The sequence below is a fragment of the Streptomyces sp. CB00455 genome (assembly GCF_001905445.1).
Taxonomy (GTDB): Bacteria; Actinomycetota; Actinomycetes; order Streptomycetales; family Streptomycetaceae; genus Streptomyces.
Genome location: NZ_LIVQ01000002.1, coordinates 577,669 through 602,137, shown reverse-complemented (window position 1 = coordinate 602,137; position 24,469 = coordinate 577,669). Strand labels below are relative to the sequence as shown.

Here is a 24,469-nt window from a genome sequence, read left to right as displayed (position 1 = left end):
TCGGGTTTTCGGCCTGGGGTGATGTTGTGAAAACGAGACCACTTAAGTGTGGTTTACGGTCTGGGTGTCCCCGAGGATGGCTCCATTGAGCTCGGGTCAATGGGTCATGCGCTGTGGGGAGCGCCGACTCACGAGCACACACGATGGGGCCGGAATTCGCTGTCAGGGGTGTCAGCGGAGGCCGGACCTTCACGTATCAACAGTGACTCCTGAGGAGGCAATTACCCATGCGCGGAGCAACGAGCGCCAAGTGGGTCGCGGGTGCCGTCATCGTGGCGATGGCTGCCACGGCTTGTGGTACCGGCAAGGACGACGCGGGCAGCAAGGCCGGCGGGAACATCACCGTGGTGCTTGGCGAGCCGCAGCACGGCCTGGTGGGTCAGAACACCGCCGAGTCTGAGGGCGCCGAGGTCCTGAACGCGCTGTTCACCGGTCTGGTGTCCTACGACAACAAGACCAACGAGCCGCAGCTCGCGGCGGCGGAGTCCATCGAGTCCACGGACTCGAAGACCTGGACGATCAAGGTCAAGGACGGCTTCACCTTCCACAACGGTGAGAAGGTCGACGCCAAGTCCTTCGTCCGCGCGTGGAACTGGGGTGCCAACCAGGACAACGCCGCCGAGGGCATGCCGTTCTTCACGAAGATCGAGGGCTCCGAGGAGCTGGCTCCGGGCAAGGACAAGAAGCCCACCGCCAAGGAGCTCAAGGGCCTCAAGCTCGTTGACGAGAAGACCTTCACCGTCACGCTGAAGGAGCCCTTCTCCCAGTTCAAGACGATGCTGGGCTACAACGCCTTCTACCCGCTGCCCGAGGCCTTCGAGGCGGACCCGAAGAAGTTCGGCGAGGCGCCGATCGGCAACGGTCCGTTCCAGATGGACGGCGCCTGGGACCACAACAAGCAGATCAAGATCAAGCGCTACGACAAGTACCCGGCCGAGGGCCGCGCGAAGCTCGAGGGCGTCACGTTCAAGATCTACGACAACCTGGACACGGCGTACAACGACCTGCGTTCGGACAACATCCAGATCGTCGACAAGCTCCCGATCTCGGCGATGGCCACCGTCTCCCAGGAGTTCGGCGACCGCTACATCTACAAGCCCGAGTCCGGCGTCGGCTACATCGGTCTCCCGCTGGAGCAGAACCCCGAGGCGTTCGGCAAGCCCGAGGTCCGCAAGGCGATCTCGATGGCCATCGACCGGGAGGCCATCACGAAGACCATCTTCAACGGCACCCGCAAGCCGGCCGACGACTTCATCAGCCCGATCATCCCGGGCTACCGCAAGGGCGCGCTCGGCGAGGCCGGCACGTACAACCCGACCAAGGCCAAGGAACTCCTGGCCCAGGCGGGCGGCGTCCCCGGCAACAAGCTGGAGCTCGGCTACAACGCCGACGGCGGCCACAAGGAGTGGATCGAGGCCGTCGCGAACCAGCTGAAGGCGAACCTCGGCATCGAGGTCACCGCCAAGCCGTTCACCAAGTTCGGTGACCTGCTGGACGACCTGGGTGCCTCGAAGTACAAGGGCGCCTTCCGCATGGCCTGGGTCATGGACTACCCGGCCGCCGAGAACTACCTCCGTCCGATCTTCTCGAAGGTCGCGATCGAGAACGGCTCCAACTACGGTCACTACGTGAACGAGGAGTTCGAGTCCACGCTGGCGGCGGCCGACAAGGCCACCGACCCGGCCGAGGGCCTGAAGCTGTACCAGAAGGCCGATGACATCATCATCAAGGACCTTCCGTACATCCCGGTCTTCACCTACATGTCTTCTTCGGCCTACTCCAAGACCGTGAAGAACGTCGAGGTCGACGCCCAGGGCCGCATGGACCTGGCCAAGGTCGAACTCAACTAACACCCCTCTTCACCAAGGGGAAACGGGGGCGGGCAGGCGGAAGACGGTATTCCGCCTGCCTGCCCCTTCCCCCTGCTCTTTGTTGGAGGTCTGATGGGCCGCTACCTCATCCGCCGACTCATACAGGCGATCCCTGTCCTGATCGGTGCCACGTTCCTCATCTATTACCTGTCCTTCCAGCTCCCCGGTGACCCGATTCAGGCACTGGCCGGCGAGAAGAAGGCAGACCCGATCGTCGCGGCGATGCTGCGCGAGAAGTACCACCTCAACGACTCGTTCCTGTCGCAGTACTGGAACTACATGGTCAACCTGTTCCAGGGGAACTTCGGTGAGACCCTGACCGGTCGTTCCGTGTGGGACAAGATCACCGAATCCTTCCCGTACACCATGAACCTCGCCCTCGTCGCCTTCGCGATCGAGGCCGGCGTCGGTGTGCTGGCCGGCATCATGGCCGCCCTGCGCCGCGGCAAGTTCCTTGACCAGCTGGTGCTCCTCTCCACCCTGATGGTCATCTCGATCCCCGTCTTCGTGAGCGGCTTCATCCTCCAGCTGACGCTGGGTGTACAGCTCAAGAACAGCTGGGGCATCGACTTCTTCCCGGTCTCCTTCAACGAGAACGACGGCATCCGCGCCTACATCCTCCCGGCGCTGGTGCTCGCCTCGACCTCGCTGGCGTACGTGGCCCGACTGACCCGTACCAGCCTGATGGAGACGATGCGCGCGGACTACGTGCGTACCGCCACCGCGAAGGGCCTGCCCCGTCGCCGTGTCGTCGGCCGCCACGCGCTGCGCAACGCGCTGATCCCGATCGTCACCTTCCTCGGCGCCGACCTCGGCTCGCTGATGGGTGGCGCGGTCATCACGGAGAAGATCTTCAACATCCACGGGATCGGCGGCCTGCTGGCCGAGTCGGTCTACCGCAAGGAAGGCACCGTGATCGTGGGCGTCGTCTCGCTCCTGATCATCGTCTACCTCGTCGGCAACCTGATCGTGGACATGCTGTACGCCGTGCTCGACCCGAGGATCCGCTATGCGTGACACAACTACGGTGGGGGACGAGTTGACCGACACCCAGACCGCCGGAGCTCCCTCCGCGACCGGCCCCGTCACCGGCAACTCCCGCAAGAAGCCCAAGAAGGAGCGCGAGGCCAGCCTCTGGTCGGACGCCCTCGCGGACCTGCGCCGCAACCCCATCTTCCTGATCGGCGCCGCCCTGGTCGTCTTCCTGGTCGTGCTGTCCGTGGTGCCCCAGTGGTTCACCTCGGGCAGCCCCTTCCAGGCGGGCGCCTGCAAGCTCCAGGACTCCCTGAAGACCCCGAGCAGCGACCACTGGTTCGGTTTCGACGTCCAGGGCTGCGACGTCTACACGCGTACCGTGTGGGCCGCCCGCAACTCGATCATCGTCGGCGTCGTCACCACCACCCTGGTGCTCCTCGTCGGCGGCCTGCTCGGCCTGCTCGCGGGCTGGGCCGGCGGGTTCGTCGACAGCATCCTGTCCCGCTTCACCGAGATCTTCTTCGCCATCCCGCTGCTGCTCGGCGGCATGCTGATCATGTCCGGGCTCGGCAAGGGCAACGCCTGGACGGTCTCGGTCGTGCTCGCCACCCTCGGATGGCCGCAGATCTTCCGCATCATGCGGTCCTCGGTGCTGCAGAACAAGAACAACGACTACGTGGTCGCGGCCCGTGCGCTCGGCGCCGGCACCCTGCGCATCACGATGCGGCACATCCTGCCGAACGCCGTCGCCCCCGTCATCGTGGTCGGCGCGATCAGTCTCGGTGTGTACATCAGTGCGGAGGCGGCCCTGTCGTACCTCGGCATCGGTGTCCAGCCGCCCGGCATTTCCTGGGGCCTGATGGTCAGCGACGCCTCCGTCCGCTGGCTCCAGGCACCTCACGTGCTCCTCTTCCCGGCCGGCGCGCTCAGCATCACGGTGCTCGCGTTCATCATGGTCGGCGACGCGGTGCGCGACGCCCTCGACCCGAAGCTGCGCTGAGGAAGGGCGTACGTTGACCATCATCGACAAGACCTCGAACGTCCCCGCGCCCCGATCGGCGCCGGCGGGCATCCCGCTGCTCGAAGTGCGCGACCTGCACGTCGAGTTCCACACCCGCGACGGCGTGGCCAAGGCCGTCAACGGTGTCTCGTACTCCGTCAACGCCGGCGAGACCCTCGCCGTCCTCGGCGAGTCCGGCTCCGGCAAGTCCGTGACGGCGCAGGCCATCATGGGCATCCTCGACATGCCTCCCGGCAGGATCCCGCGCGGCGAGATCCTCTTCCAGGGCACCGACCTGCTGAAGCTCCCGGCCGAGGAGTTCCGCAAGGTCCGCGGCCAGAAGATCGCCATGATCTTCCAGGACGCGCTGTCCTCGCTGAACCCGGTGCACACCGTCGGCGCGCAGCTCGGCGAGATGTTCCGGGTCCACCGGGGCATGTCCAAGAAGGACTCCACGGCCAAGGCCGTCGAGCTCATGGACCGGGTGAAGATCCCCGCCGCCAAGGCGCGCGTGGGTGACTACCCGCACCAGTTCTCCGGCGGTATGCGCCAGCGCATCATGATCGCCATGGCGATGGCCCTGGAGCCCGACCTGATCATCGCCGACGAGCCGACCACGGCTCTCGATGTGACGGTCCAGGCCCAGGTCATGGACCTGCTCGCGGAGCTCCAGCGCGAGATGAACATGGGCCTGATCCTGATCACCCACGACCTCGGCGTCGTCGCCGACGTCGCGGACAAGATCGCCGTCATGTACGGCGGCCGGATCGTGGAGAACGCCCCGGTCCACGAGATCTACAAGCGCCCCGCGCACCCGTATACCCGCGGCCTGCTGGACTCGATCCCGCGTCTGGACCAGAAGGGCCAGGAGCTCTACGCGATCAAGGGCCTGCCGCCCAACCTGCTCAACATCCCGCCGGGCTGCGCGTTCAACCCGCGCTGCCCCAAGGCGCAGGACATCTGCCGCACGGACGTTCCGGTCCTGCACCAGGTGACCGAGCGGGACGGCACCGAGCTGCCCGGCCGCGGCAGCGCGTGCCACTTCTGGAAGGAGCAGATCCATGGCTGACCTCACCAAGCCCAAGGGCGAGCCGATCCTCCAGGTGCGCAACCTGGTCAAGCACTTCCCGCTGACCCAGGGCATCCTGTTCAAGAAGCAGGTCGGCGCGGTCAAGGCCGTGGACGGGGTCTCCTTCGACCTCTACCAGGGCGAGACCCTCGGCATCGTCGGCGAGTCCGGCTGCGGCAAGTCCACCGTCGCCAAGCTGCTGATGAGCCTGGAGACGGCCACCGCCGGCGAGGTCCTCTACAAGGGCCAGGACATCACCCGGCTGTCCGGCAAGGCCCTCAAGGCCGTCCGCCGCAACATCCAGATGGTCTTCCAGGACCCGTACACCTCGCTCAACCCGCGCATGACGGTCGGCGACATCATCGGCGAGCCCTTCGAGATCCACCCCGAGGTGGCTCCCAAGGGCGACCGGCGCCGCAAGGTCCAGGAGCTCCTGGACGTCGTGGGTCTGAACCCGGAGTACATCAACCGCTACCCGCACCAGTTCTCCGGCGGCCAGCGCCAGCGCATCGGCATCGCCCGCGGCCTCGCGCTCAACCCGGAGATCATCATCTGCGACGAGCCGGTCTCCGCGCTCGACGTGTCGGTTCAGGCCCAGGTCATCAACCTGATGGGGAAGCTGCAGGACGAGTTCGACCTCTCCTACGTCTTCATCGCGCACGACCTCTCGATCGTCCGGCACATCTCGGACCGCGTGGGCGTCATGTACCTGGGCAAGATGGCCGAGATCGGCTCCGACGCCGAGATCTACGAGCACCCGACCCACCCGTACACGCAGGCGCTGCTCTCCGCGGTGCCGGTCCCGGACCCCGCGGTCCGCGAGGCCCGCGAGCGGATCATCCTCACCGGTGACGTCCCGTCCCCGGCCAACCCGCCGTCGGGCTGCCGCTTCCGCACCCGCTGCTGGAAGGCCCAGGACAAGTGCGCCACCGAGGAGCCGCTGCTGGCGATCCCGGAGCGCTTCGTGAGCGCGACCACCCCGGCCGCGCACGAATCGGCGTGCCACTTCGCCGAGGAGAGGGCCGTTCTGGCGGTCTGACCCCTCCGTGTGACCCGACGGCCGGTCACCGGCGCCCGCGCGGCGCCGGGGACCGGCCGTCGCGCCTTGCCCGCGCCGGGGCCGGCGTGCGAAGTCCCCTCCGGGTGAAGTCCCTTCCGGGGGAAGCCGGTTGCGGGCGCGGCCCGCGCGGCACGACAGTTGGGCGATGACCGCCATGCTGACCGTCCGGCCCGCCGGGCCCGGGGACGCGTCCGACATCTGCGCCCTGCTCAACGCCATCGACGTGATCGAGATCGGCCGCCCGGAGACCGACCTCGCCGCCGTCGAGGCGGACCTGTGCCACCCGGGCGTCGACCTGGCCACCGACTCCTGGCTCGCCTTCCAGGGCGGCCGGCTCGTCGCCTACGCCCTGGTCTGGGCGGACTCGGGCCCCGGCCGTGTCGACGGGGACCACTACGTCCTGCCCGGCCGTCCGCGGGCCGCGCTGCGGCTGCTGGAGCTGATGGAGGCCCGCGCCCGCGAACTCGCGGCCGCCGCGGCGGGCCGGCTGAGCCTCCAGCTCAACGTCGAACCCACCCTCGACCTCTCCCTGCTGCGCGAGCGCGGCTACCGCACCGTGCGCCGCTACCAGGTGATGACCCGCGCCCTGTCCCCGGACGCGCCGGCCCCGCCGGCCGTGCCCGCCGGGCTCACCCTGCGCCACTGCGGCGCCGACGAGGCCGACCGCCGCCGCGCCCACGCCCTGGTCGAGGAGACCTTCGCGGCGCACTTCGGACACGTGGAGCGCGCGTACGAAACCTGGCTGGAGCACATCGACGCCCACGCGCTCGACTGGTCGCTGGTGTGGATCGCCGCCCTGCCCGGCCAGGGCGACGTCGCCGTACTCGTCACGCGGGACGACCGTACGAGCATGGGCTGGTTCAGCCGCATCGGTGTGCGCAAGGACGTGCGAGGCCGCGGCATCGGGGGTTGCCTGCTGCGCCACGGCTTCGCCGTCTACGCCGCCCGGGGCCGCGACACCGTGGGCCTCGGCGTGGACACCCTCAACGAAACGGGTGCACTCGCGCTCTACGAGGCGCACGGCATGGGCCTGCACTACGCGGTGGACACATGGGAGCTGGCATTGCACCCGGAGGGGTGACAGGCGGCGCGGGCGCGGGTGCAATCGGTCCAACGGGGAGTGTGCCGGACCCCTCATGGGGTGACATTGGCCCCTAAGCGAGTCTCGGGACCCCTAGGAGGCACTCCATGCGCGCAGCCACCCACGCCAAGTGGGCCGCATGTGCGGTCGCCGTCGCCCTCACGGCGACGGCCTGTGGCGGCGGGAGCGACAGCGGCGGGGGCGGCGCGGGAGTCATCAGCTCCTCGTGGGGTGACCCGCAGAACCCGCTGGAGCCGGCCAACACCAACGAGGTGCAGGGCGGCAAGGTCCTCGACATGCTCTTCCGCGGCCTGAAGCGGTACGACGCGAAGACCGGCGCCGCGGTGAACTGGCTCGCCGAGAAGATCGACACCACCGACAGCCAGAACTTCACGATCACACTGAAGGACGGCTGGACGTTCAGCAACGGCGAGCCGGTCACCGCCCAGTCCTTCACGGACGCCTGGAACTACGGCGCCGACGTGCGCAACAAGCAGAACAACTCGCCCTTCTTCTCCGACATCGTCGGCTATGACGACCTGCACCCCAAGTCGGGCGACCCCAAGGCCAAGACCATGTCCGGACTGGTCGTCAAGGACGCCAGGACCTTCACCGTCGCGCTCAAGTCGAAGTTCTCCACCTGGCCCGAGACCCTGGGCTACCAGGCCTTCTCCCCGCTGCCCAAGGCCTTCTTCACCGACCACGCCGGCTGGCTCGCCAAGCCCGTCGGCAACGGCCCGTACACGGTGGAGTCGTACACCAAGGGCACCGGCATGAAGCTGCGCGCATGGGACGGCTACCCCGGCGAGGACAAGGCGCAGAACGGCGGCGTGGACCTGAAGGTCTACACCGACAACAACACCGCCTACACGGACCTGATCTCCGGCAACCTCGACCTGGTCGACGACGTCCCGGCGCAGCAGCTGAAGAACGTCAAGAACGACCTCGGCGATCGCTACATCAACCAGCCGGCCCTCATCATCCAGACCCTCACCTTCCCGCTGTACGACCCCCAGTGGAGCAAGGAGGGCATGGAGAAGGTCCGCCGCGGCATCTCGATGGCCATCAACCGCGACGAGATCACCAAGCAGATCTTCCGGGAGACCCGCACCCCCGCCAAGGACTGGACCTCCCCGGCCCTCGGCGACAAGGGCGGATTCAAGGCCACCGTCTGCGGCGATGCCTGCACCTTCAACCCCGCCGAGGCCAAGAAGCTCATCCAGGAGGGCGGGGGCCTGCCGGGCGGCAAGGTCACCCTGACCTCCAACGTGGACACCGGCTCGCACCGCGACTGGATGGACGCCGTCTGCAACAGCATCAACAACGCCCTGGGCGAGGGCCCGGTCTGCACGGTCAACCCCGTCGGCACCTTCGCCGACTTCCGCAACCAGCAGAGCGGCTTCAAGCTGACCGGCCCCTTCCGCTCCGGCTGGCAGGCCGACTACCCGCTCATCCAGAACTTCCTGCAGCCGCTGTACTACACGGGCGCCTCCTCCAACTACGGCAAGTTCAGCAACCCCGACTTCGACAAGCTCGTCGACGCGGCCAACCAGGAGAGCGACGCCGCCAAGGCGACCGCCACCTTCCAGGACGCCGAGAAGATCCTCGCCGAGCAGATGCCGTCCATCCCGCTCTGGTACCAGAACGGCAGCGCCGGACACTCCGAGCGGATCTCGGACGTGGCGCTCAACCAGTTCAGCGTCCCGGTCTACAACGCGATCAAGGTCAGCTGACCCGCCGCACGACCGAACGGATCCGGGCCCCCCGCCCCGCGGGGGGCCCGCACACACCCTGGAGACCCCCATGGGACGTTATGTGATCCGGCGGCTGCTCCAGATGATCCCGGTGTTCATCGGCAGCACGTTCCTGATCTTCTTCATGGTGTACGCACTCGGTGACCCGGTCGCTGCCCTCTTCGGCGACAAGGCCCCCGATCCCGCCACCGCCGCGCGCATCCGCAAGGACCTGTACCTCGACCAGCCCCTGTGGAAGCAGTACCTCCACTACATGGGCCAGATCTTCCAGGGCGACTTCGGCACGGCGTTCAACGGGCAGGAGGTCACCGAGCTCATGGCGTCGGCCTTCCCCGTCACCCTGCGCCTGACCGTCGTCGCCATCGTCATCGAGATCGTCGTCGGCATCACCCTCGGCGTCGTCAGCGGCCTGCGCCGCGGCAAGTCCGTCGACACCTCCGTGCTGGTGCTCACCCTCGTCGTCATCTCGGTGCCGACCTTCGTGACGGGCTACCTGCTCCAGTACCTCTTCGGCGTCGAATGGGGCTGGGTGCGGCCCACCGTCTCCCCGGACGCCCCCTTCAGCGAGCTGATCCTGCCCGGCATCGTCCTCGCCCTCGTCTCCCTCGCGTACGTCACCCGCCTCTCGCGGACCTCGATCGCCGAGAACGCCAAAGCCGACTACGTCCGCACCGCCACCGCCAAGGGCCTGCCCCGACGCCGCGTCGTCACCCGCCACCTGCTGCGGAACTCGCTGATCCCGGTGGTGACCTTCATCGGCACCGACATCGGCGCCCTGATGGGCGGCGCCATCGTCACCGAGCGGATCTTCAACATCCACGGCGTCGGCTACCAGCTCTACCAGGGCATCCTGCGCAACAACGCCCCCACCGTCGTGGGCTTCGTGACCATCCTCGTCATCGTCTTCCTGCTGGCGAACCTGCTCGTCGACCTGCTCTACGCGGTCCTGGACCCGAGGATCCGTTATGCCTGAGCCCGAGCGCTCCGAAGGCCGCGGCGGCTACGACCCCGTCGGCCCCCGCCCCCGCGAGGCGGTCTCGCCCACCGGCCAGGGCGGTGTCATGGACCTGGCCCTCCAAGAGGCCGACAGCCTGGACAAGGCTCCCGGACAGGGCCCCGCCGGCGGCTCCGGAACCAAGGAGAAGGCCCGCTCCCTGTGGTCCGACGCCTGGCACCAGCTGCGCCGCAACCCCTTCTTCATCGCCTCCTCCCTGGTGATCCTCTTCCTCGTCGTCATCTCCATCTGGCCCCAGCTCATCGCCGACGGCGACCCGCTCCAGTGCGACCTGTCCAAGTCCCAGCAGGGCTCCGCCCCCGGGCACCCCTTCGGCTACGACACCCAGGGCTGCGACGTCTACACCCGTACCGTCTACGGGGCACGCGCCTCCATCACGGTCGGCATCTGCGCCACCCTCGGCGCCGCCCTCCTCGGCTCCGCGCTCGGCGGACTCGCCGGCTTCTTCGGCGGCTGGTCGGACGCGCTGCTCTCCCGCGTCGCGGACATCTTCTTCGGCATCCCGGTGATCCTCGGCGGACTGGTCTTCCTGTCCGTGGTCACCAGCACCACCGTGTGGCCCGTGGTCGGCTTCATCGTGCTGCTCGGCTGGCCGCAGCTGGCCCGCATCGCCCGCGGCTCGGTCATCACCGTCAAGCAGAACGACTATGTCCAGGCCGCCCGGGCGCTGGGCGCAGGCAACGGCCGGATGATGCTGCGCCACGTCGCGCCCAACGCCGTCGCGCCCGTCATCGTCGTCGCCACCATCGCGCTCGGCACCTACATCGCCCTGGAGGCGACGCTGTCCTTCCTCGGCGTCGGGCTGCGCCCGCCCACCGTCTCCTGGGGCATCGACATCTCCAACGCGGCCTCGCAGATCCGCAACGCCCCGCACATGCTGCTCTACCCGGCGGGCGCGCTCAGCCTGACCGTGCTCGCCTTCATCATGCTCGGCGACGCGGTGCGCGACGCCCTCGACCCCAAGCTGCGCTGAGGAGCCCCGCACATGCTGCTCGAAGTCCGCGACCTGCACGTGGAATTCACGACGCGCGAAGGAGTCGCGAAGGCGGTCAACGGCGTCGGCTACTCGGTGGACGAGGGCGAGACCCTGGCCGTGCTCGGCGAGTCCGGCTCCGGCAAATCGGTGACCGCCCAGGCCGTGATGGGCATCCTGGACGTGCCACCGGGCCGGATCGCGGGCGGCGAGATCCTCTTCAGGGGCGAGGACCTGCTGAAGATGAAGGAGGAGGACCGCCGGAGGATCCGCGGCGCCGACATGGCCATGATCTTCCAGGACGCCCTGTCCTCCCTGAACCCCGTGCTCAGCGTCGGGGCCCAGCTCGGCGAGATGTACGAGGTGCACCGGGGGATGTCCCGCAAGGACGCCCGGGCCAGGGCCGTCGAGCTGATGGACCGGGTGAAGATCCCGGCGGCGAAGGAACGGGTGGGGGACTACCCGCACCAGTTCTCCGGCGGCATGCGCCAGCGCATCATGATCGCCATGGCGATGGCCCTGGAGCCCTCCCTCATCATCGCGGACGAGCCGACCACGGCGCTGGACGTCACCGTCCAGGCCCAGGTCATGGACCTGCTGGCGGAGCTCCAGCGCGAGATGAACACGGGCCTGATCCTGATCACCCACGACCTCGGCGTCGTCGCCGACGTCGCGGACAAGATCGCCGTCATGTACGCGGGGCGGATCGTGGAGGCGGCCCCCGTCCACGAGATCTACCGGGCGCCCGCGCACCCGTACACCCGCGGCCTGCTCGACTCCATCCCGCGCCTCGACCAGAAGGGCCAGGAGCTCTACGCCATCAAGGGCCTGCCGCCGAACCTGCTGGCCATCCCGCCGGGCTGCGCCTTCCACCCGCGCTGCCCGATGGCGCGGGACCTGTGCCGCTCCCAGGTCCCGCCGCTGTACGAGGTGACCGGGTCGCCGGTGCCCCGCGCCAGCGCCTGCCACTTCTGGAAGGAGTGCCTCCATGCCTGAGTCCCTTCTGGTGGTGAAGGATTTGGTCAAGTACTACCCGCTGACCCGGGGCGTCGTCTTCCGCAAGCAGATCGGCGCGGTCAAGGCTGTCGACGGGGTCTCCTTCGACCTGCGCGCCGGCGAGACGCTCGGCATCGTCGGCGAGTCCGGCTGCGGGAAGTCGACCGTCGCCAAGCTGCTGGTCAACCTGGAGCGGCCGACGGCCGGTGCGATCTCCTACAAGGGCGAGGACATCACCAAGCTGTCGGGGCGCGCGCTGAAGGCGGTCCGCCGCAACATCCAGATGGTCTTCCAGGACCCGTACACCTCGCTCAACCCGCGCATGACGGTCGGCGACATCATCGGCGAGCCGTACGAGATCCACCCCGAGGTGGCCCCCAAGGGCGACCGGCGCCGCAAGGTCCAGGAGCTCCTGGACGTGGTCGGCCTCAACCCCGAGTACATCAACCGCTATCCGCACCAGTTCTCCGGGGGCCAGCGCCAGCGCATCGGCATCGCCCGCGGCCTCGCACTCCAGCCCGAGATCATCGTCGCCGACGAGCCGGTCTCCGCGCTCGACGTCTCCGTGCAGGCGCAGGTGGTCAACCTCCTGGACCGCCTGCAAAGCGAATTCGACCTCTCCTACGTCTTCATCGCGCACGACCTCTCGATCGTCCGGCACATCTCGGACCGGGTCGGCGTCATGTACCTGGGCCGGATCGTCGAGATCGGTTCCGACGCCCAGATCTACAACCACCCGACCCACCCCTACACCCAGGCCCTGTTGTCGGCCGTGCCCGTCCCCGACCCCGGGGCCCGCGCCCACCGCGAGCGGATCATCCTCACCGGCGACGTCCCCTCCCCGGCCAACCCGCCCTCGGGCTGCCGCTTCCGCACCCGCTGCTGGAAGGCCCGGGAGCGGTGCGCGGTGGAGGTGCCGCTGCTGGCGGTCCCGGAGGCCTTCCCCACCGGTCCCGCGGCGCACCCGTCGGCCTGTCACTTCGCGGCGGAGAAACAGGTGGTTCCCCAGGCCGGGGAACGGCCCCCGCCGGCCGGTCCGCCGGTGGGGGAGTAGTTTCGAAACCGATCGCCGCGACCGCTCATTTCACGCCACGCGCGGGTATGCCATCCGCAACCGGCGCCGCCGCGGCAACGCCGTCCGCACGCGGGCGACTTGACCGTTTCTGACCCGAGATCCGGGGCATGCGCTCCGGGCACCGGCGGCCTCACAGGGGCCGGCAGCCGGACGGAGCGGCGTACGGGCGCCCTGGCCGGCCTCCCCCGTGACCCTGTCCATGCGCGTCGTGCGCCCCTTGTGCTGCCGGATTTCGATCGATGCGCTGGTACGGATAGTTATGATCCGTAGCGCACGGTGGGTATGACTCCCGCCGAGCACGAATACGCGAACCGATGTCCGCTCGACGTGGAGGTGAACCGCCGTGGCACTCTCGATCTCGGCCGTGGTGCTGCTGGCGATCGTCGTATTCCTGCTGGTCCGAAAGTCGGGCCTGAAAGCGGGACACGCGGTGGTCTGTGTGCTGCTCGGCTTCTACCTGGCGAGTTCCACCATCGCCCCGACCCTCAACCAGCTCACCTCGAACGTGGCCAGCATGATCAGCGGCCTCAAGTTCTAGTGCTGTGAACCGGTGAACCCCGGTCACAGCACCAGGTCGTGTCGCCGGGGCCCCGCCTCGTAGGCTGGGCCCCATGAACGGTCTCCCCGCCCGTCGTCTGCTCCTCGTGCACGCGCACCCCGACGACGAGTCGATCAACAACGGCGTCACCATGGCCAAGTACGCGGCCGAAGGCGCGCACGTCACCCTGGTGACCTGCACCCTCGGCGAGGAGGGGGAGGTCATCCCGCCCGGGCTCGCCCATCTGGCGGCCGACCGCGACGACACCCTCGGCGCCCACCGCGTCGGCGAGCTCGCCGCCGCCATGGCCGAACTGGGCGTCGCCGACCACCGGTTCCTGGGCGGCGCCGGCCGCTTCCGGGACTCCGGGATGAGGGGCGCCCCGCAGAACGACCACCCCGGGTCCTTCTGGTCCGCCGCGGTGGACGAAGCCGCGGTCCACCTCGTGGAGGTCATCCGGGAGGTGCGCCCACAGGTCCTCGTCACCTACGACCCCGACGGCGGCTACGGGCACCCCGACCACATCCAGGCGCACCGGGTCGCCATGCGCGCGGCCGAACTGGCCGCGGGGGCCGCGTACCGGCCCGAACTCGGCGAGCCGCACACCGTCGAGAAGATCTACTGGAACCGCGTCCCCCTCTCGGTGGTCGAGGAGGGCTTCGCCGCACTGCGCGCCGCCCGCGGGCACGGCCCGGAGGCGGAAGGCGCCGGGCCGCCGCCCGGGCTCGCCTCCCCGCAGGACGTGCCGGGGGTCGTCGCCGACGCGCGGATCACCGCCGAGATCGGCGGCGCGGAGCGGTACGCGGCGGCGAAGGCGGCCGCCATGCGCGCCCACGCCACCCAGATCGCCGTGGACGGGTCCTCCTTCGCCCTCTCCAACGAACTGGCGCAGCCGCTGTTCGCGCGGGAGTACTACGAGCTGGTCGCCGGCCGGTCCGGCGCGCCGGCCGGCGAGCGCGAGCGGGACCTCTTCGCGGGGGTGGAGGCGTGAGGGGGAAGACGACCCCCTGGCGGATCGCCGGGGGCCTCGCCCTGCTCGTCGTGGGCGCCCTCACCGGCGCGGCCGGCTGGCTGGTGGTGGACCTGTGGTCCCCAGGAGGGCTGCTGCTCGCCCTGGCGGCGCTCCTCGGGCTGTTCCTGGGCGGCCGCATCGCGCTGGGGGTCGGCTTCGGCGTGGGCGGGCCCGCGGCCGGCTGGTTCCTCGCGTACGTCCTGCTCGGTGTCCCGCGGCCGGAGGGAGACTTCCTGCTCGGTTCGTCCGGAATCGGTATGTACGCCTACCTTTTGGGGGGAACGGTGCTCGCTGTGATGTGTGCCACGATGCGCGGTCCGCAGGATCGGCCGGTTTCGGCCGCCCGGCCCGCCAAGTGACGTGGTGTCGGACTCTTCATGAGGCCGGCGGGACGAACGGCGCGGCAGCTCCCGGGCCCGCTCAGGGGGGTTCGGCGGGGGCCATGGGGAACCGCTGATTCCCGGTGGTCAGTTGCGCGAGGGCGGCGGCCAGTATGGTGGACGGGCCGCCGAGCTGCCCGCGCACGGTATGACGGGCGGCGGAGCCAACCGGGAGAACCTGCCTTGAGTCGTGAAACCGACAGTTCGTCCTCCGGGCCCACGGGGCACGGCGGAGCCGCCTACCCCTCGGGTACACCGCCGTACGGAACCGGCCAGCCCCCGTCCACGACTGTGCCGCGGCCTGGCGCGACGACCGCCCCGGAGGAGAACCCTGTGACCTCGAAGCCGTCCACGCCCGAATCCGACGGGCCCAAGACCGAGACCACCCTGACGACGCGGATCCGGATCAACATCCCGGGTTCGCGGCCGATCCCGCCGGTGGTCGTCCGCAAGGCGATGGGCCCCGGCGCCGGTGCGCCCGGCGCCGAGCCGGACGAACCGCCGACGCCGCGGCAGGAACCCGCGCCCGCGCGGGCGGCCGAGCCGCCGCTGGAGCGGCGGCCGAAGCCCCGGCCGACGCGCATCGAGGCCGAGGCGGAGCCCGGCCGCGGGCAGGGCCCGGGCGAGGCCGGGGAGTCGGGCAGCAACTGGTTCGCGCCCCGCAAGGGCGCCGCCCCGGCCCCTGCCCCCGCCCCGGCCCCTGCCCCCGCTCCGGCGCCCGGTCCGGGTCCCGCGCCCACCGCGCCGCGCGGCGGGCCCGGCGCCGGTCCGGCGCCGGCCCCACGGCCGGCTCCCGTGCCTCAGCCTGCTCCCGCGCCGCGTCCGGGCCCGGCGCCCGGTCAGGGGACCACCCCGCCGCCTCCGGCAGGACCGGGCGCGGGTTTCCCGCCGCCCCGCACCCAGGGCCCGCCGGCGCCGGACGCGGGCTTCGCCCCGCCGCGCACCCCGCCGCCGCCGGTCTCCGACTACGGGCAGGGTTTCCCGCAGGGCTCCGCGCCCGCCGGCCCGCCCCCGGCCGGCCCCGGCGCCGGCCCGGCCCAGGGCGTCCCGGCGTACGGCAACGGCCGGCCCGCCGAGGACGCGGGCCCCGTCACCGAGGCCTTCCCCGTCTACGGCAGCCAGGGTGAGGCCTTCCCCGCCGGCCCCACCGGAGGCGGCTTCGCCACCGGCGCCGTCGGCGGCCCGGGGGGAGCCCCCGCCGACGGCCTGCGGGCCGACGGAGGCCCGCGCTGGCCCGGACCCGAGGCGGGCCCGGCGCCCACCCCGGTCCCCGCGCCCGCACCGGGCGCCCCCCGGCCCGCGCCCCCGCAGCAGAAGGCCTCCGCAGCCAAGCCCGCCAAGCCCGCCAAGCCCGCCAAGAAGGGCCGCTCCAAACTGGTCCTCCTCGGTGGCGGCGTCGTGGCCCTGCTCGGCCTGGCCTACGGCGCCGGACTGCTCCTGAACCACTCCGACGTCCCCAAGGGCACCACCGTCCTCGGCGTCGACATCAGCGGCAGCCGCGACGAGGCCGTCACCAAGCTCCAGACCGCCTTCGGCACCCGCGCCGCCGCCCCGCTCCAACTCGGCGTCGGCGGCAAGCAGGTCGAGCTCAAGCCCGAGAAGGCCGGCCTGACCCTCGACAGCCAGACCACCGTCCGCAACGCGGCCGGCAGCGACTACAACCCGGTCACCGTCATCGGTTCCCTCCTGGGCAACGAGCGCAAGGCCGAGGCCGTCATGCCGGTCGACGAGGAGAAGCTCCAGGTCGCGCTCCAGGAACTCGCGGGCAGCGCCGGCACGGCCACCGAAGGCACGATCAAGTTCGACACCGGCAAGGCCGTCGCCGTTCCCGGCACCCCCGGGACCACCCTCGACGTGGACGCCTCCGTCGCACAGGTCACCAAAGCCTTCCGCGACATGGTCGCCACCGGCAAGGCCGATGTCGCGCAACTGCCGGTCGCCACCAAGGAACCGGTCATCAACGAGGCCGAACTCAACCGGGCCATGAAGGACTTCGCCGAACCCGCGATGTCCGCCAACGCCACGGTCAAGGTCGGCGCCAAGTCCATCGCCTTCGGCAGCAAGTCCCTGCCCCGCATCCTCAGCATGCAGCCCGTCGACGGCCACCTCGTCGAGAAGCTCGACCTGGAAGCCCTCAAGGACACCTACGGGAACACCTTCGACGGCATCCTGATCACCCGCGGCACGGGAGCCAGGACGGCGGTCACTCCGCAGGACATCGCCGGCGCCCTCGGCAAGGCCCTGCGCGGCAAGACGCCCGCCGAGCGGATCGTCGTGGTCGACACCAACGCCGGCTAGAGCGCCCGCACGTGCCCCCGCCCCGGCCGGGCGGGGGCACTGTCATGTCCGCCGCATGACATCCGTCATGCGGCACCCACGACGGGCGACACTGCCGCGCGGGGCCCCGTACGGGCGAATCTTGGGCCATGACGACGACCGCGACACGCACCGCGCAGCCGCCCACCGCCGCCGACACCGTGGTGAGCTTCGAGAACGTGACCAAGAGCTACGGCCCGGTCCGGGCGGTCGACGGCCTCTCCCTCGCACTCCACCCGGGCGAGACCGTCGCGCTCCTCGGCCCCAACGGCGCCGGCAAGTCCACCACCCTCGACCTCCTGCTGGGCCTGCGCCCCCCGGACTCCGGATCCGTGCGGCTCTTCGGCACCAGCCCCCGCGAGGCCGTCGCCGCCGGCCGCGTCGGCGCGATGCTCCAGAGCGGCGGCCTGATGGAGGACGTGACCGTACGCGAACTCGTCTCGCTCGGCTGCTCCCTGCACCCGCGCCCGTACCCGGTGGACGAGGTCCTCACCCGGGCCGGAGTCGACGACATCGCCGGCCGCATGGTCAACAAGCTCTCCGGCGGCCAGGAGCAGCGGGTGCGCTTCGCCCTCGCCACCGCCGGCCGCGGCGACCTGATCATCCTGGACGAGCCGACCACCGGCATGGACGTGACCTCCCGCCAGGCCTTCTGGGCCACCATGCGGGAACAGGCCGCCCAGGGCCGCACCGTCCTGTTCGCCACGCACTACCTGGAGGAGGCCGACGCGATCGCCGACCGGGTGCTGGTCCTGGCCAAGGGCAGGCTGCTGGCCGACGGCACCGCCGCCGAGATCAAGGCCAAGGCCGGCGCCCGCAAGGTCTCCTTCGACCTGGACGACCGGGACGCGGCGCAGGAGCACGTGCTGCGCGCCCTGCCGGCGCTCACCGCCTACGAGCGGCACGGCGCCACCGTACGGCTCCAGACCCGCGACGCCGACGCGACCGTGCACGCGCTGTACGCGCTCGGGCTCTACCCCCGCAACCTGGAGGTCGCGGGCCTCGGCCTGGAACAGGCCTTCATCGCCCTCACCGAGGAGACCTCGAAGTGAACGCGCTCGTCACACTGGAAATCGCCCGCGCCCTGCGCAACAAGAAGTACCTCTTCTTCACCGTGCTCTACCCGGCCGCCCTCTTCCTGATGCTCGGCGGCACCCTCGACGGCACCACCAAGGTCATGGGCACCGAACTGACCATGCCCGCCTTCTACATGGTCGCCATGGCCTCCTTCGGCGCCCTGACGGCCGTCCTGATGGGCAACAGCGAACGCATCGCCAAGGAACGCGAGAAGGGCTGGGTCCGCCAGCTGCGGCTGACCGCCCTGCCGGGCCGCGGCTACGTCCTCGCCAAGACCGCCAGCGCCGGGGTCCTCTCCCTGCCGTCCATCCTGGTCGTCTTCGCGGTGGCGGCCGCCGCGAAGGGCGTGCGCTTCGAGCTCTGGCAGTGGCTCGCCCTCACCGGCGCGATCTGGGCCGGCAGTCTCGTCTTCGCCGCGCTCGGCGTCGCCATCGGCTACCTGGCCAGCGGGGACAACGTCCGCCCCCTCACGATGCTGTGCTACTTCAGCCTCTCGATCCTCGGCGGCCTGTGGATGCCCACCGCGAACTTCCCGCAGTGGCTCCAGTCCTTCGCGAACTGGCTGCCCACCCACGCCTACGCGGGCCTCGGGCAGGCCATCGAGCTCGGGGACGCGCCGCACCTGAAGGACGTGGCGATCCTGGCCGTGTACTTCGTACTGTTCACCGGTGCCGCCGCCTGGCTGTACCGCAAGGACTCACTGAAGGCATGAACCCGTGGTGCTGACGCAGGAAGACGACGACCTCGCGACGATCGTCAGGACGCCCGAGACGCGCCGCCACAAGACGGTGAAGGCCCTGTGGACCGCCATCTGGCTCTTCTACCTGAGCGCGCCCGTCACCGACCTGGTCCGCGGCGGCCACGGCACGCAGGCGCGGGTGCTCGGCGGCCTGGGCCTCACGGTCTTCGTCGGCTGGTACCTGGTGCTCGTCATCCGCACCGCCCGCCAGATGGCCGTGCCCCGGGTCCTGTTCTCCGTGGCGGTGCTCGCCACCCAGGCCGCCGTGCTGTCACTGACCCTGGGCCGCGAGTGGCTCGTGCTCTTCGTCTACGTGGCCATCTCCTCCGGCGCGGCGCTGCCCGCGGAGATCTCCCGCTGGACCGTCCTCGGCACGACCGCCCTGCTGGCGGTCACGGCGAACGCCGTCCCGGACGGCGACGCCTACCTGGCGGGGCTGCTGATCCCGGCCCTGATGGGTGGCTTCGCGATGGTCGGGGTGCGCGCGATGATCCGCACCACCATGGAACTGCGTCAGGCCCGGGCCACGGTGGCGCAGCTCGCGGCCAACGAGGAACGCCTGCGGATGGCCCGCGACCTGCACGACCTGCTGGGCCACTCGCTGTCCCTGATCACGCTCAAGAGCGAGCTGGCGGGCCGGATGCTGCCCGGACAGCCGCAGGCCGCGGCCCTGCAGGTGGCGGACATCGAGGCGGTCAGCCGGCAGGCGCTGGTCGACGTGCGCGAGGCGGTCAGCGGCTACCGGCGGGCCACCCTGCCCGGCGAACTCGCGGGCGCCAGGACGGCGCTGGCCGCGGCGGGCGTGGTCGCGGACCTGCCGGCGGAGCCGCCGCAGGACCTCCGGGAGGACGTGGAATCCGCCCTGGCCTGGTCCCTGCGCGAGGCCGTGACGAACGTGGTCCGGCACAGCGGGGCGAAGCGGTGCCGGGTCACGCTGGAGACCCACCAGACGCTGGCGGGGCCGGTGGCCGAGCTGACGGTGTCGGACGACGGCGCCGCGGGACCGGCCGTGCCGGTGGCCGGCAACGGCCTGACCGGGCTGTCGGAGCGCCTGGAGGCGGTGGGGGGCAGCCTGTCGGCGGGGCCGGGCAGCCGCCCGGTCGGCCGGGGCGGCCGGGGCGGATCGGGCGGTCTGGGCGGTCTGACGGCCGCCGGGGCCAGGACCGGCTTCCGGCTGGTCGCCCGCGTCCCCCTAGGATCGCCGTCATGAGCCCACGCCCCATCCGCATCCTCCTGGCGGAGGACCAGTCGATGGTCCGCGAGGCCCTCGCCGCCCTCCTCGGCCTGGAACCCGACATCGAGGTGCTGGTCCAGGTCGCCCGCGGCGACGAGGTGGTGGAGGCGGCCCGCGGGCACGACGTGAACGTCGCGCTGCTGGACATAGAGATGCCCGGGCTCACCGGGATCGAGGCGGCCGCGGCCTTGCGGTCCGAGTTGCCCGGGATCCGGATCGTCATCCTGACCACCTTCGGCCGCCCCGGCTACCTGCGCGGGGCGATGGAGGCGGGCGCCTCCGCCTTCCTGGTCAAGGACGCGCCGGCCGCGCAGCTGGCGGCCGCGGTGCGCAAGGTCCTGGAGGGGGAGCGGGTCATCGACCCGACGCTCGCCGCGGCCGCGCTGGCGGAGGGCGCCAATCCGCTGACAGACCGCGAGCGCGAGGTGCTGCGCGCGGCGGAATCCGGGGCGACCAACGCCGAGCTGGCGCAGCGGCTGCACCTGTCGCAGGGCACCGTTCGCAACTACCTCTCGACGGCGATCCAGAAACTGGCGGCCCGCAACCGCGCGGAGGCCGTCCGCACGGCCCGCGAGAAGGGCTGGCTGTAGCCCGCCGGCGGCGGGAGACGGCCCCGGGCGGCCAGGCCGTCTCTTCCGGAGCCTGCCGGGCCCGCGCTGCCCGGCACCGCACGTCTCCGCGCTGCCGGCCCACCCGACTACGCCCGGGACCCGGCCGGCCCCTCCGCCGCGCCGGCGCGCGCGACGCGGGGCCCGCGCCCCGGTCCTGGCCCCCGTCCCGCCCCGGGCCCCGCCTGCGCCGGCGCCGTCAGTTCAGCAGGGCCCTCGCGGAGGCGGCCTCGCCGCGGATGCGGGCGGCCGCGCCCGCGTCCACCGCGTCCACCACCTCGGCATACGCGTCCAGCTCCGCCGCCCCCTCCCGGAAGGAGCCCCGCTCCACCAGCAGCCGCGCCCGTTCGTACCGCAGCGACGCCGGGTGCGAGGGCAGCAGCAGCGACAGCTCCAGCGCCCACAGCGCCACACCCGACTGCTCCGGACGGGTCGCGGCCCACGCGCGGATGTTGTTCAGGATGCGCAGCACGATGTCCAGCGTGCTGGCCGGCGTCCGCGGCCCCCCCTGCGCCAGCTCCGCCGGTCCGGCCCCCAGGGAGGCGCCGCCCGCGAACGGGTCCACCACCACGCCCTCCTCCGGATCCCCGAAACCCACCACGAAGTGCCCCGGCAGCCCCAGCCCGTACACCGGCGCCCCCGCCCGCCGGGCGACCTCCAGCCACACCACCGACAGCAGGATCGGCAGCCCCCGCCGCCGCCGCAGCACCTCGTGCAGCAGCGAGGACGACAGCCGGTCGTAGTCCGCCGGGGTGCCGTGGAAGCCGAGCCGTGCGCCCAGCAGTTCGGTGACCGCCGACGCCCAGGCCCGCCCGCCCCGCAACCCGTACGGCAGCATCCCGGCCAGCCGGTCCAGCTCGATCTGTGCCCAGTCCATGGCGCGTTCGTCGAGCTCCGGATCCCCCTCCGCCGCCATCAGCAGGCACAGAAGCGCCAGGTCCGGCCGCTCCGACCGGGCCTGCGCCGCGAACTGCTCCCGCCGGGCCGCCGCGCTCACTGTCCCGCCGCCCGGTAGTGGTGGTACATGTGGTGCGTCGCGAAGCCGAGGCCGTCGTAAAGGGCCAGCGCCCCCGGGTTGTCCGTCTCCACCTGCAGCCACGCCGCCGACGCGCCCTCCTCCAGGGCCCGCCGCGCCAGCGCCGCCATCACCGCCGTCGCCAGCCCCTGCCGCCGGTACGCCGGATCGACGGTCACCGCCGCGAAGCCGGCCCACCTCCCGTCCACCACGCACCGTCCGACGGCCCGGCCCCCGGGCAGCGCCGCGAACCACACCGACGGCCCCTCCACCAGCATCCGCCGGGCGAGGTCCGGGTCGGCGACCCTGCCGTAGCGCGCCAGCCACTCCTCGTCCGGGGCACGCGTCAGACGTACGTCCCCGGCCGCGGGCGCGTCCACATCGCCCACCGGCGCCAGCGCCCCGGTCCGTACCTCCGCCGACACCTCGGACGCCCAGCCCCGCCGCTCCAGTTCCCCGATCAGCAGTTCCTGCGTGCCCACGGCCCCCGTGGCGGCCTGCACGTACGCCGGGAGGCCCCGCCCGGCGTACCAGGCGCCCACCCGTGCCAGCGCGTCGTCCAGCGGCATCCCCGGATCGCCGAGGGGCAGCACCGAATTGGCCCGCCGGGTGAAACCGGCGGCCGCCCGCAGCGTCCACCCGCCCAACCGCTCGCTCTCCAGCGGCTGCCAGGAGCGCGCCATGACCGGGGCCAGCTCCTCGAAGGAGGCCGCGGGACCCCGCCGGCGGGCCGGCGCGGGGGGTACGACCTTGCCCGCCACCAGCGCCTGTTCCGCGATGCGGACGGACCGGCCGTCCTTTCGTGTGATCAGCAGCACACCCTCGTTCCAGGATGTGAGAACCCCGACCGTGTCCGTGAACTCGGGCGATCCGCCCGACCCGTGCTCCACCCGTCGTACAGAGACTCGTTTACCCACGTCAGCCGGGGTGATACGGACCTCCAGCAGCCCACCGGCAGTTATTTCCACAGCTCTGTCCGCCCCTCCTGTTCGGATCGTGCCCGGGAACGGAGATACTAGGTGCGGGCATCGACGACGCCGCGCTCCCGCGCGATATGGAAAGCCCTACCGAGGAGGAACGAGAGCGTGACCTACGTCATCGCGGAGCCTTGTGTCGACGTCAAGGACAAGGCATGCATCGAAGAGTGCCCCGTCGACTGCATCTACGAGGGCCAGCGGTCCTTGTACATCCACCCGGACGAGTGCGTCGACTGTGGTGCGTGTGAGCCGGTCTGCCCGGTCGAGGCCATCTTCTACGAGGACGACACCCCGGAGGAGTGGAAGGACTACTACAAGGCGAACGTCGAGTTCTTCGACGAGCTCGGTTCGCCCGGTGGTGCCTCCAAGCTCGGCCTGATCGAGCGCGACCACCCCTTCATCGCTGCGCTGCCCGCCGGCATCAACGGCGAGCACTGACCTTCCACGGCAGAAGCGCCCCTCGGTCCCGTACGGCCTTCCCGCCGCACGGGACCGAGGCGTTTTCCCGCCCGGCACCGGGCACCCGGCACCCAGAGAGAGCAGAGACCACCGTGGCCGCAGTATCCGACCGTCTTCCCGCCTTCCCCTGGGACAAGCTGGAGCCGTACAAGGCGACGGCGGCGGCCCACGCGGACGGCATCGTCGACCTGTCGGTCGGCACACCCGTGGACCCGGTGCCGCAGCTGATCCAGCGCGCCCTCGTCGAGGCCGCCGACTCGCCGGGCTATCCGACGGTGTGGGGCACGCCCGCCCTGCGCGACGCGATCACGGGCTGGGTGCGGGGCCGCCTCGGCGCGAGCGCCGCCGGGCACCGCAACGTCCTGCCGGTCGTCGGCTCCAAGGAGCTGGTGGCCTGGCTGCCGACCCAGCTGGGGCTCGGCGCGGGCGACAAGGTCGCCTACCCCCGCCTCGCCTACCCGACGTACGAGGTCGGTGCGCGGCTCTGCGGGGCCGAGGCCGTGGTCTACGACGACCCGACCGAGCTCGACCCGGCCGCGGTGAAGCTGCTGTGGCTCAACTCGCCCTCCAACCCCACGGGGAAGGTCCTCCCCAAGGAGGACCTGATCCGGATCGTGGCCTGGGCGCGCGAGCACGGCGTCCTGGTCTTCAGCGACGAGTGCTACCTGGAGCTGGGCTGGGAGGCCGAGCCGGTCTCCGTCCTGCACGACGACGTGTGCGGCGGCTCGTACGAGGGCCTCGTGGCCGTCCACTCGCTGTCCAAGCGGTCCAACCTGGCCGGCTACCGCGCGGCCTTCGTCGCCGGCGACGCCGACGTCCTCGGCGAACTGCTGGAGATCCGCAAGCACGGCGGCATGATGCCCCCGGCCCCCGTCCAGGCGGCCACGGTCGCGGCCCTCGGCGACGACCACCACGTCGAGGAGCAGCGGGCGCGCTACGCCGCCCGCCGCGCGGCCCTGCGCGCGGCCCTGGAGGCGCACGGCTTCCGGGTCGAGCACAGCGAAGCGAGCCTCTACCTCTGGGTGACCCGGGACGAGCCCTGCTGGGACACCGTCGCCCACCTCGCGGAGCTGGGCATCCTCGTCGCACCGGGCGACTTCTACGGCGAGGCGGGCGCCCGGTTCGTGCGCGTCGCCTTCACCGCCACCGATGAGCGCGTCGAGGCGGCGGTCAAGCGCCTGGGCTGACCGGGCCCGGCGGGTCTGCGCGGGACAAGCCCGAGGGGGCCGGGAGTTCGTGCTCCCG

General features: G+C 71.1%; 23 protein-coding genes. 21 read left to right on the top strand and 2 right to left on the bottom strand.

Annotated features, from left to right (window positions below; translation table 11 throughout):
- Positions 1 to 227: 227 nt before the first annotated feature.
- The 19 genes from AMK16_RS10145 to AMK16_RS10055 all read left to right on the top strand — a co-directional run bounded on the left by AMK16_RS10145 (position 228) and on the right by AMK16_RS10055 (position 20,755).
- The gene (locus AMK16_RS10145) at positions 228 to 1,850 is read left to right on the top strand and encodes a peptide ABC transporter substrate-binding protein (RefSeq protein ID WP_073912102.1); all 1,623 of its coding nucleotides are present in this window, start codon (positions 228 to 230) and stop codon (positions 1,848 to 1,850) included.
- A gap of 93 nt (positions 1,851 to 1,943) precedes the next feature.
- A complete protein-coding gene (locus tag AMK16_RS10140; protein WP_073912099.1) occupies positions 1,944 to 2,888 on the top strand; it encodes an ABC transporter permease in 945 nt (314 codons plus the stop codon).
- A complete protein-coding gene (locus tag AMK16_RS10135) occupies positions 2,881 to 3,846 on the top strand; it encodes an ABC transporter permease (protein ID WP_073912096.1) in 966 nt (321 codons plus the stop codon). The genes AMK16_RS10140 and AMK16_RS10135 overlap by 8 nt, the downstream gene beginning before the upstream one ends.
- 13 nt (positions 3,847 to 3,859) lie before the next feature.
- Positions 3,860 to 4,915, top strand: a complete 1,056-nt coding sequence (locus AMK16_RS10130; RefSeq protein ID WP_073912093.1) for an ABC transporter ATP-binding protein — start codon at positions 3,860 to 3,862, stop codon at positions 4,913 to 4,915.
- The gene (locus AMK16_RS10125; protein WP_073912090.1) at positions 4,908 to 5,954 is read left to right on the top strand and encodes an ABC transporter ATP-binding protein; all 1,047 of its coding nucleotides are present in this window, start codon (positions 4,908 to 4,910) and stop codon (positions 5,952 to 5,954) included. Before AMK16_RS10130 ends, AMK16_RS10125 begins: the two co-directional genes overlap by 8 nt.
- 166 nt (positions 5,955 to 6,120) lie before the next feature.
- Positions 6,121 to 7,056, top strand: coding sequence for a GNAT family N-acetyltransferase (locus AMK16_RS10120; protein ID WP_073912087.1), 936 nt, complete (start codon positions 6,121 to 6,123; stop codon positions 7,054 to 7,056).
- A 107-nt stretch (positions 7,057 to 7,163) separates the two neighbouring features.
- Complete coding sequence (locus tag AMK16_RS10115) at positions 7,164 to 8,789, top strand: peptide ABC transporter substrate-binding protein (RefSeq protein WP_073912084.1); 1,626 nt, start codon at positions 7,164 to 7,166, stop codon at positions 8,787 to 8,789.
- A 70-nt stretch (positions 8,790 to 8,859) separates the two neighbouring features.
- A complete protein-coding gene (locus tag AMK16_RS10110) occupies positions 8,860 to 9,783 on the top strand; it encodes an ABC transporter permease (protein WP_073912081.1) in 924 nt (307 codons plus the stop codon).
- Positions 9,776 to 10,798, top strand: a complete 1,023-nt coding sequence (locus AMK16_RS10105) for an ABC transporter permease (protein ID WP_073912078.1) — start codon at positions 9,776 to 9,778, stop codon at positions 10,796 to 10,798. Before AMK16_RS10110 ends, AMK16_RS10105 begins: the two co-directional genes overlap by 8 nt.
- A 12-nt stretch (positions 10,799 to 10,810) precedes the next feature.
- A complete protein-coding gene (locus AMK16_RS10100; RefSeq protein WP_073912075.1) occupies positions 10,811 to 11,794 on the top strand; it encodes an ABC transporter ATP-binding protein in 984 nt (327 codons plus the stop codon).
- On the top strand, positions 11,787 to 12,848 hold the full coding sequence (locus tag AMK16_RS10095; protein WP_073912072.1) for an ABC transporter ATP-binding protein: 1,062 nt from the start codon (positions 11,787 to 11,789) through the stop codon (positions 12,846 to 12,848). The genes AMK16_RS10100 and AMK16_RS10095 overlap by 8 nt, the downstream gene beginning before the upstream one ends.
- A 364-nt stretch (positions 12,849 to 13,212) precedes the next feature.
- Positions 13,213 to 13,407, top strand: coding sequence for a hypothetical protein (locus AMK16_RS10090; protein WP_069921796.1), 195 nt, complete (start codon positions 13,213 to 13,215; stop codon positions 13,405 to 13,407).
- Between the two features lie 73 nt (positions 13,408 to 13,480).
- A complete protein-coding gene (gene mshB, locus AMK16_RS10085; protein ID WP_073912069.1) occupies positions 13,481 to 14,398 on the top strand; it encodes an N-acetyl-1-D-myo-inositol-2-amino-2-deoxy-alpha-D-glucopyranoside deacetylase in 918 nt (305 codons plus the stop codon).
- Positions 14,395 to 14,778, top strand: coding sequence for a DUF6113 family protein (locus tag AMK16_RS10080; RefSeq protein WP_073912066.1), 384 nt, complete (start codon positions 14,395 to 14,397; stop codon positions 14,776 to 14,778). Before mshB ends, AMK16_RS10080 begins: the two co-directional genes overlap by 4 nt.
- Before the next feature lie 354 nt (positions 14,779 to 15,132).
- On the top strand, positions 15,133 to 17,097 hold the full coding sequence (locus tag AMK16_RS34970; RefSeq protein WP_338014432.1) for a peptidoglycan binding domain-containing protein: 1,965 nt from the start codon (positions 15,133 to 15,135) through the stop codon (positions 17,095 to 17,097).
- A gap of 128 nt (positions 17,098 to 17,225) precedes the next feature.
- Positions 17,226 to 18,167 carry an ABC transporter ATP-binding protein gene (locus AMK16_RS10070; RefSeq protein WP_073912060.1) on the top strand — a complete coding sequence of 314 codons (942 nt, stop codon included), beginning with the start codon at positions 17,226 to 17,228 and terminating at the stop codon, positions 18,165 to 18,167.
- Complete coding sequence (locus AMK16_RS10065) at positions 18,164 to 18,904, top strand: ABC transporter permease (protein WP_073912057.1); 741 nt, start codon at positions 18,164 to 18,166, stop codon at positions 18,902 to 18,904. The genes AMK16_RS10070 and AMK16_RS10065 overlap by 4 nt, the downstream gene beginning before the upstream one ends.
- 4 nt (positions 18,905 to 18,908) lie before the next feature.
- Entirely contained in the window at positions 18,909 to 20,141 is a 1,233-nt protein-coding gene (locus AMK16_RS10060; protein ID WP_079191430.1) for a sensor histidine kinase, read from the top strand.
- Positions 20,138 to 20,755, top strand: a complete 618-nt coding sequence (locus tag AMK16_RS10055; protein WP_073912054.1) for a response regulator transcription factor — start codon at positions 20,138 to 20,140, stop codon at positions 20,753 to 20,755. Before AMK16_RS10060 ends, AMK16_RS10055 begins: the two co-directional genes overlap by 4 nt.
- Before the next feature lie 217 nt (positions 20,756 to 20,972).
- On the opposite strand, the gene AMK16_RS10050 is transcribed toward AMK16_RS10055, so the two are convergent.
- Both AMK16_RS10050 and AMK16_RS10045 read right to left on the bottom strand, forming a co-directional pair.
- Positions 20,973 to 21,770: a transglutaminase-like domain-containing protein gene (locus AMK16_RS10050; protein ID WP_073912051.1), complete on the bottom strand. Its 798-nt coding sequence runs from the start codon at positions 21,768 to 21,770 to the stop codon at positions 20,973 to 20,975.
- Complete coding sequence (locus tag AMK16_RS10045; RefSeq protein WP_073912048.1) at positions 21,767 to 22,756, bottom strand: GNAT family N-acetyltransferase; 990 nt, start codon at positions 22,754 to 22,756, stop codon at positions 21,767 to 21,769. The genes AMK16_RS10050 and AMK16_RS10045 overlap by 4 nt, the downstream gene beginning before the upstream one ends.
- A 117-nt stretch (positions 22,757 to 22,873) precedes the next feature.
- Here AMK16_RS10045 and fdxA point away from each other — a divergent pair, with 117 nt between their 5' ends.
- Complete coding sequence (gene fdxA / locus AMK16_RS10040) at positions 22,874 to 23,203, top strand: ferredoxin (RefSeq protein WP_030713714.1); 330 nt, start codon at positions 22,874 to 22,876, stop codon at positions 23,201 to 23,203.
- Positions 23,204 to 23,316: 113 nt separating this feature from the next.
- Positions 23,317 to 24,411: a succinyldiaminopimelate transaminase gene (dapC, locus tag AMK16_RS10035; protein WP_073912045.1), complete on the top strand. Its 1,095-nt coding sequence runs from the start codon at positions 23,317 to 23,319 to the stop codon at positions 24,409 to 24,411.
- Positions 24,412 to 24,469: the final 58 nt, after the last annotated feature.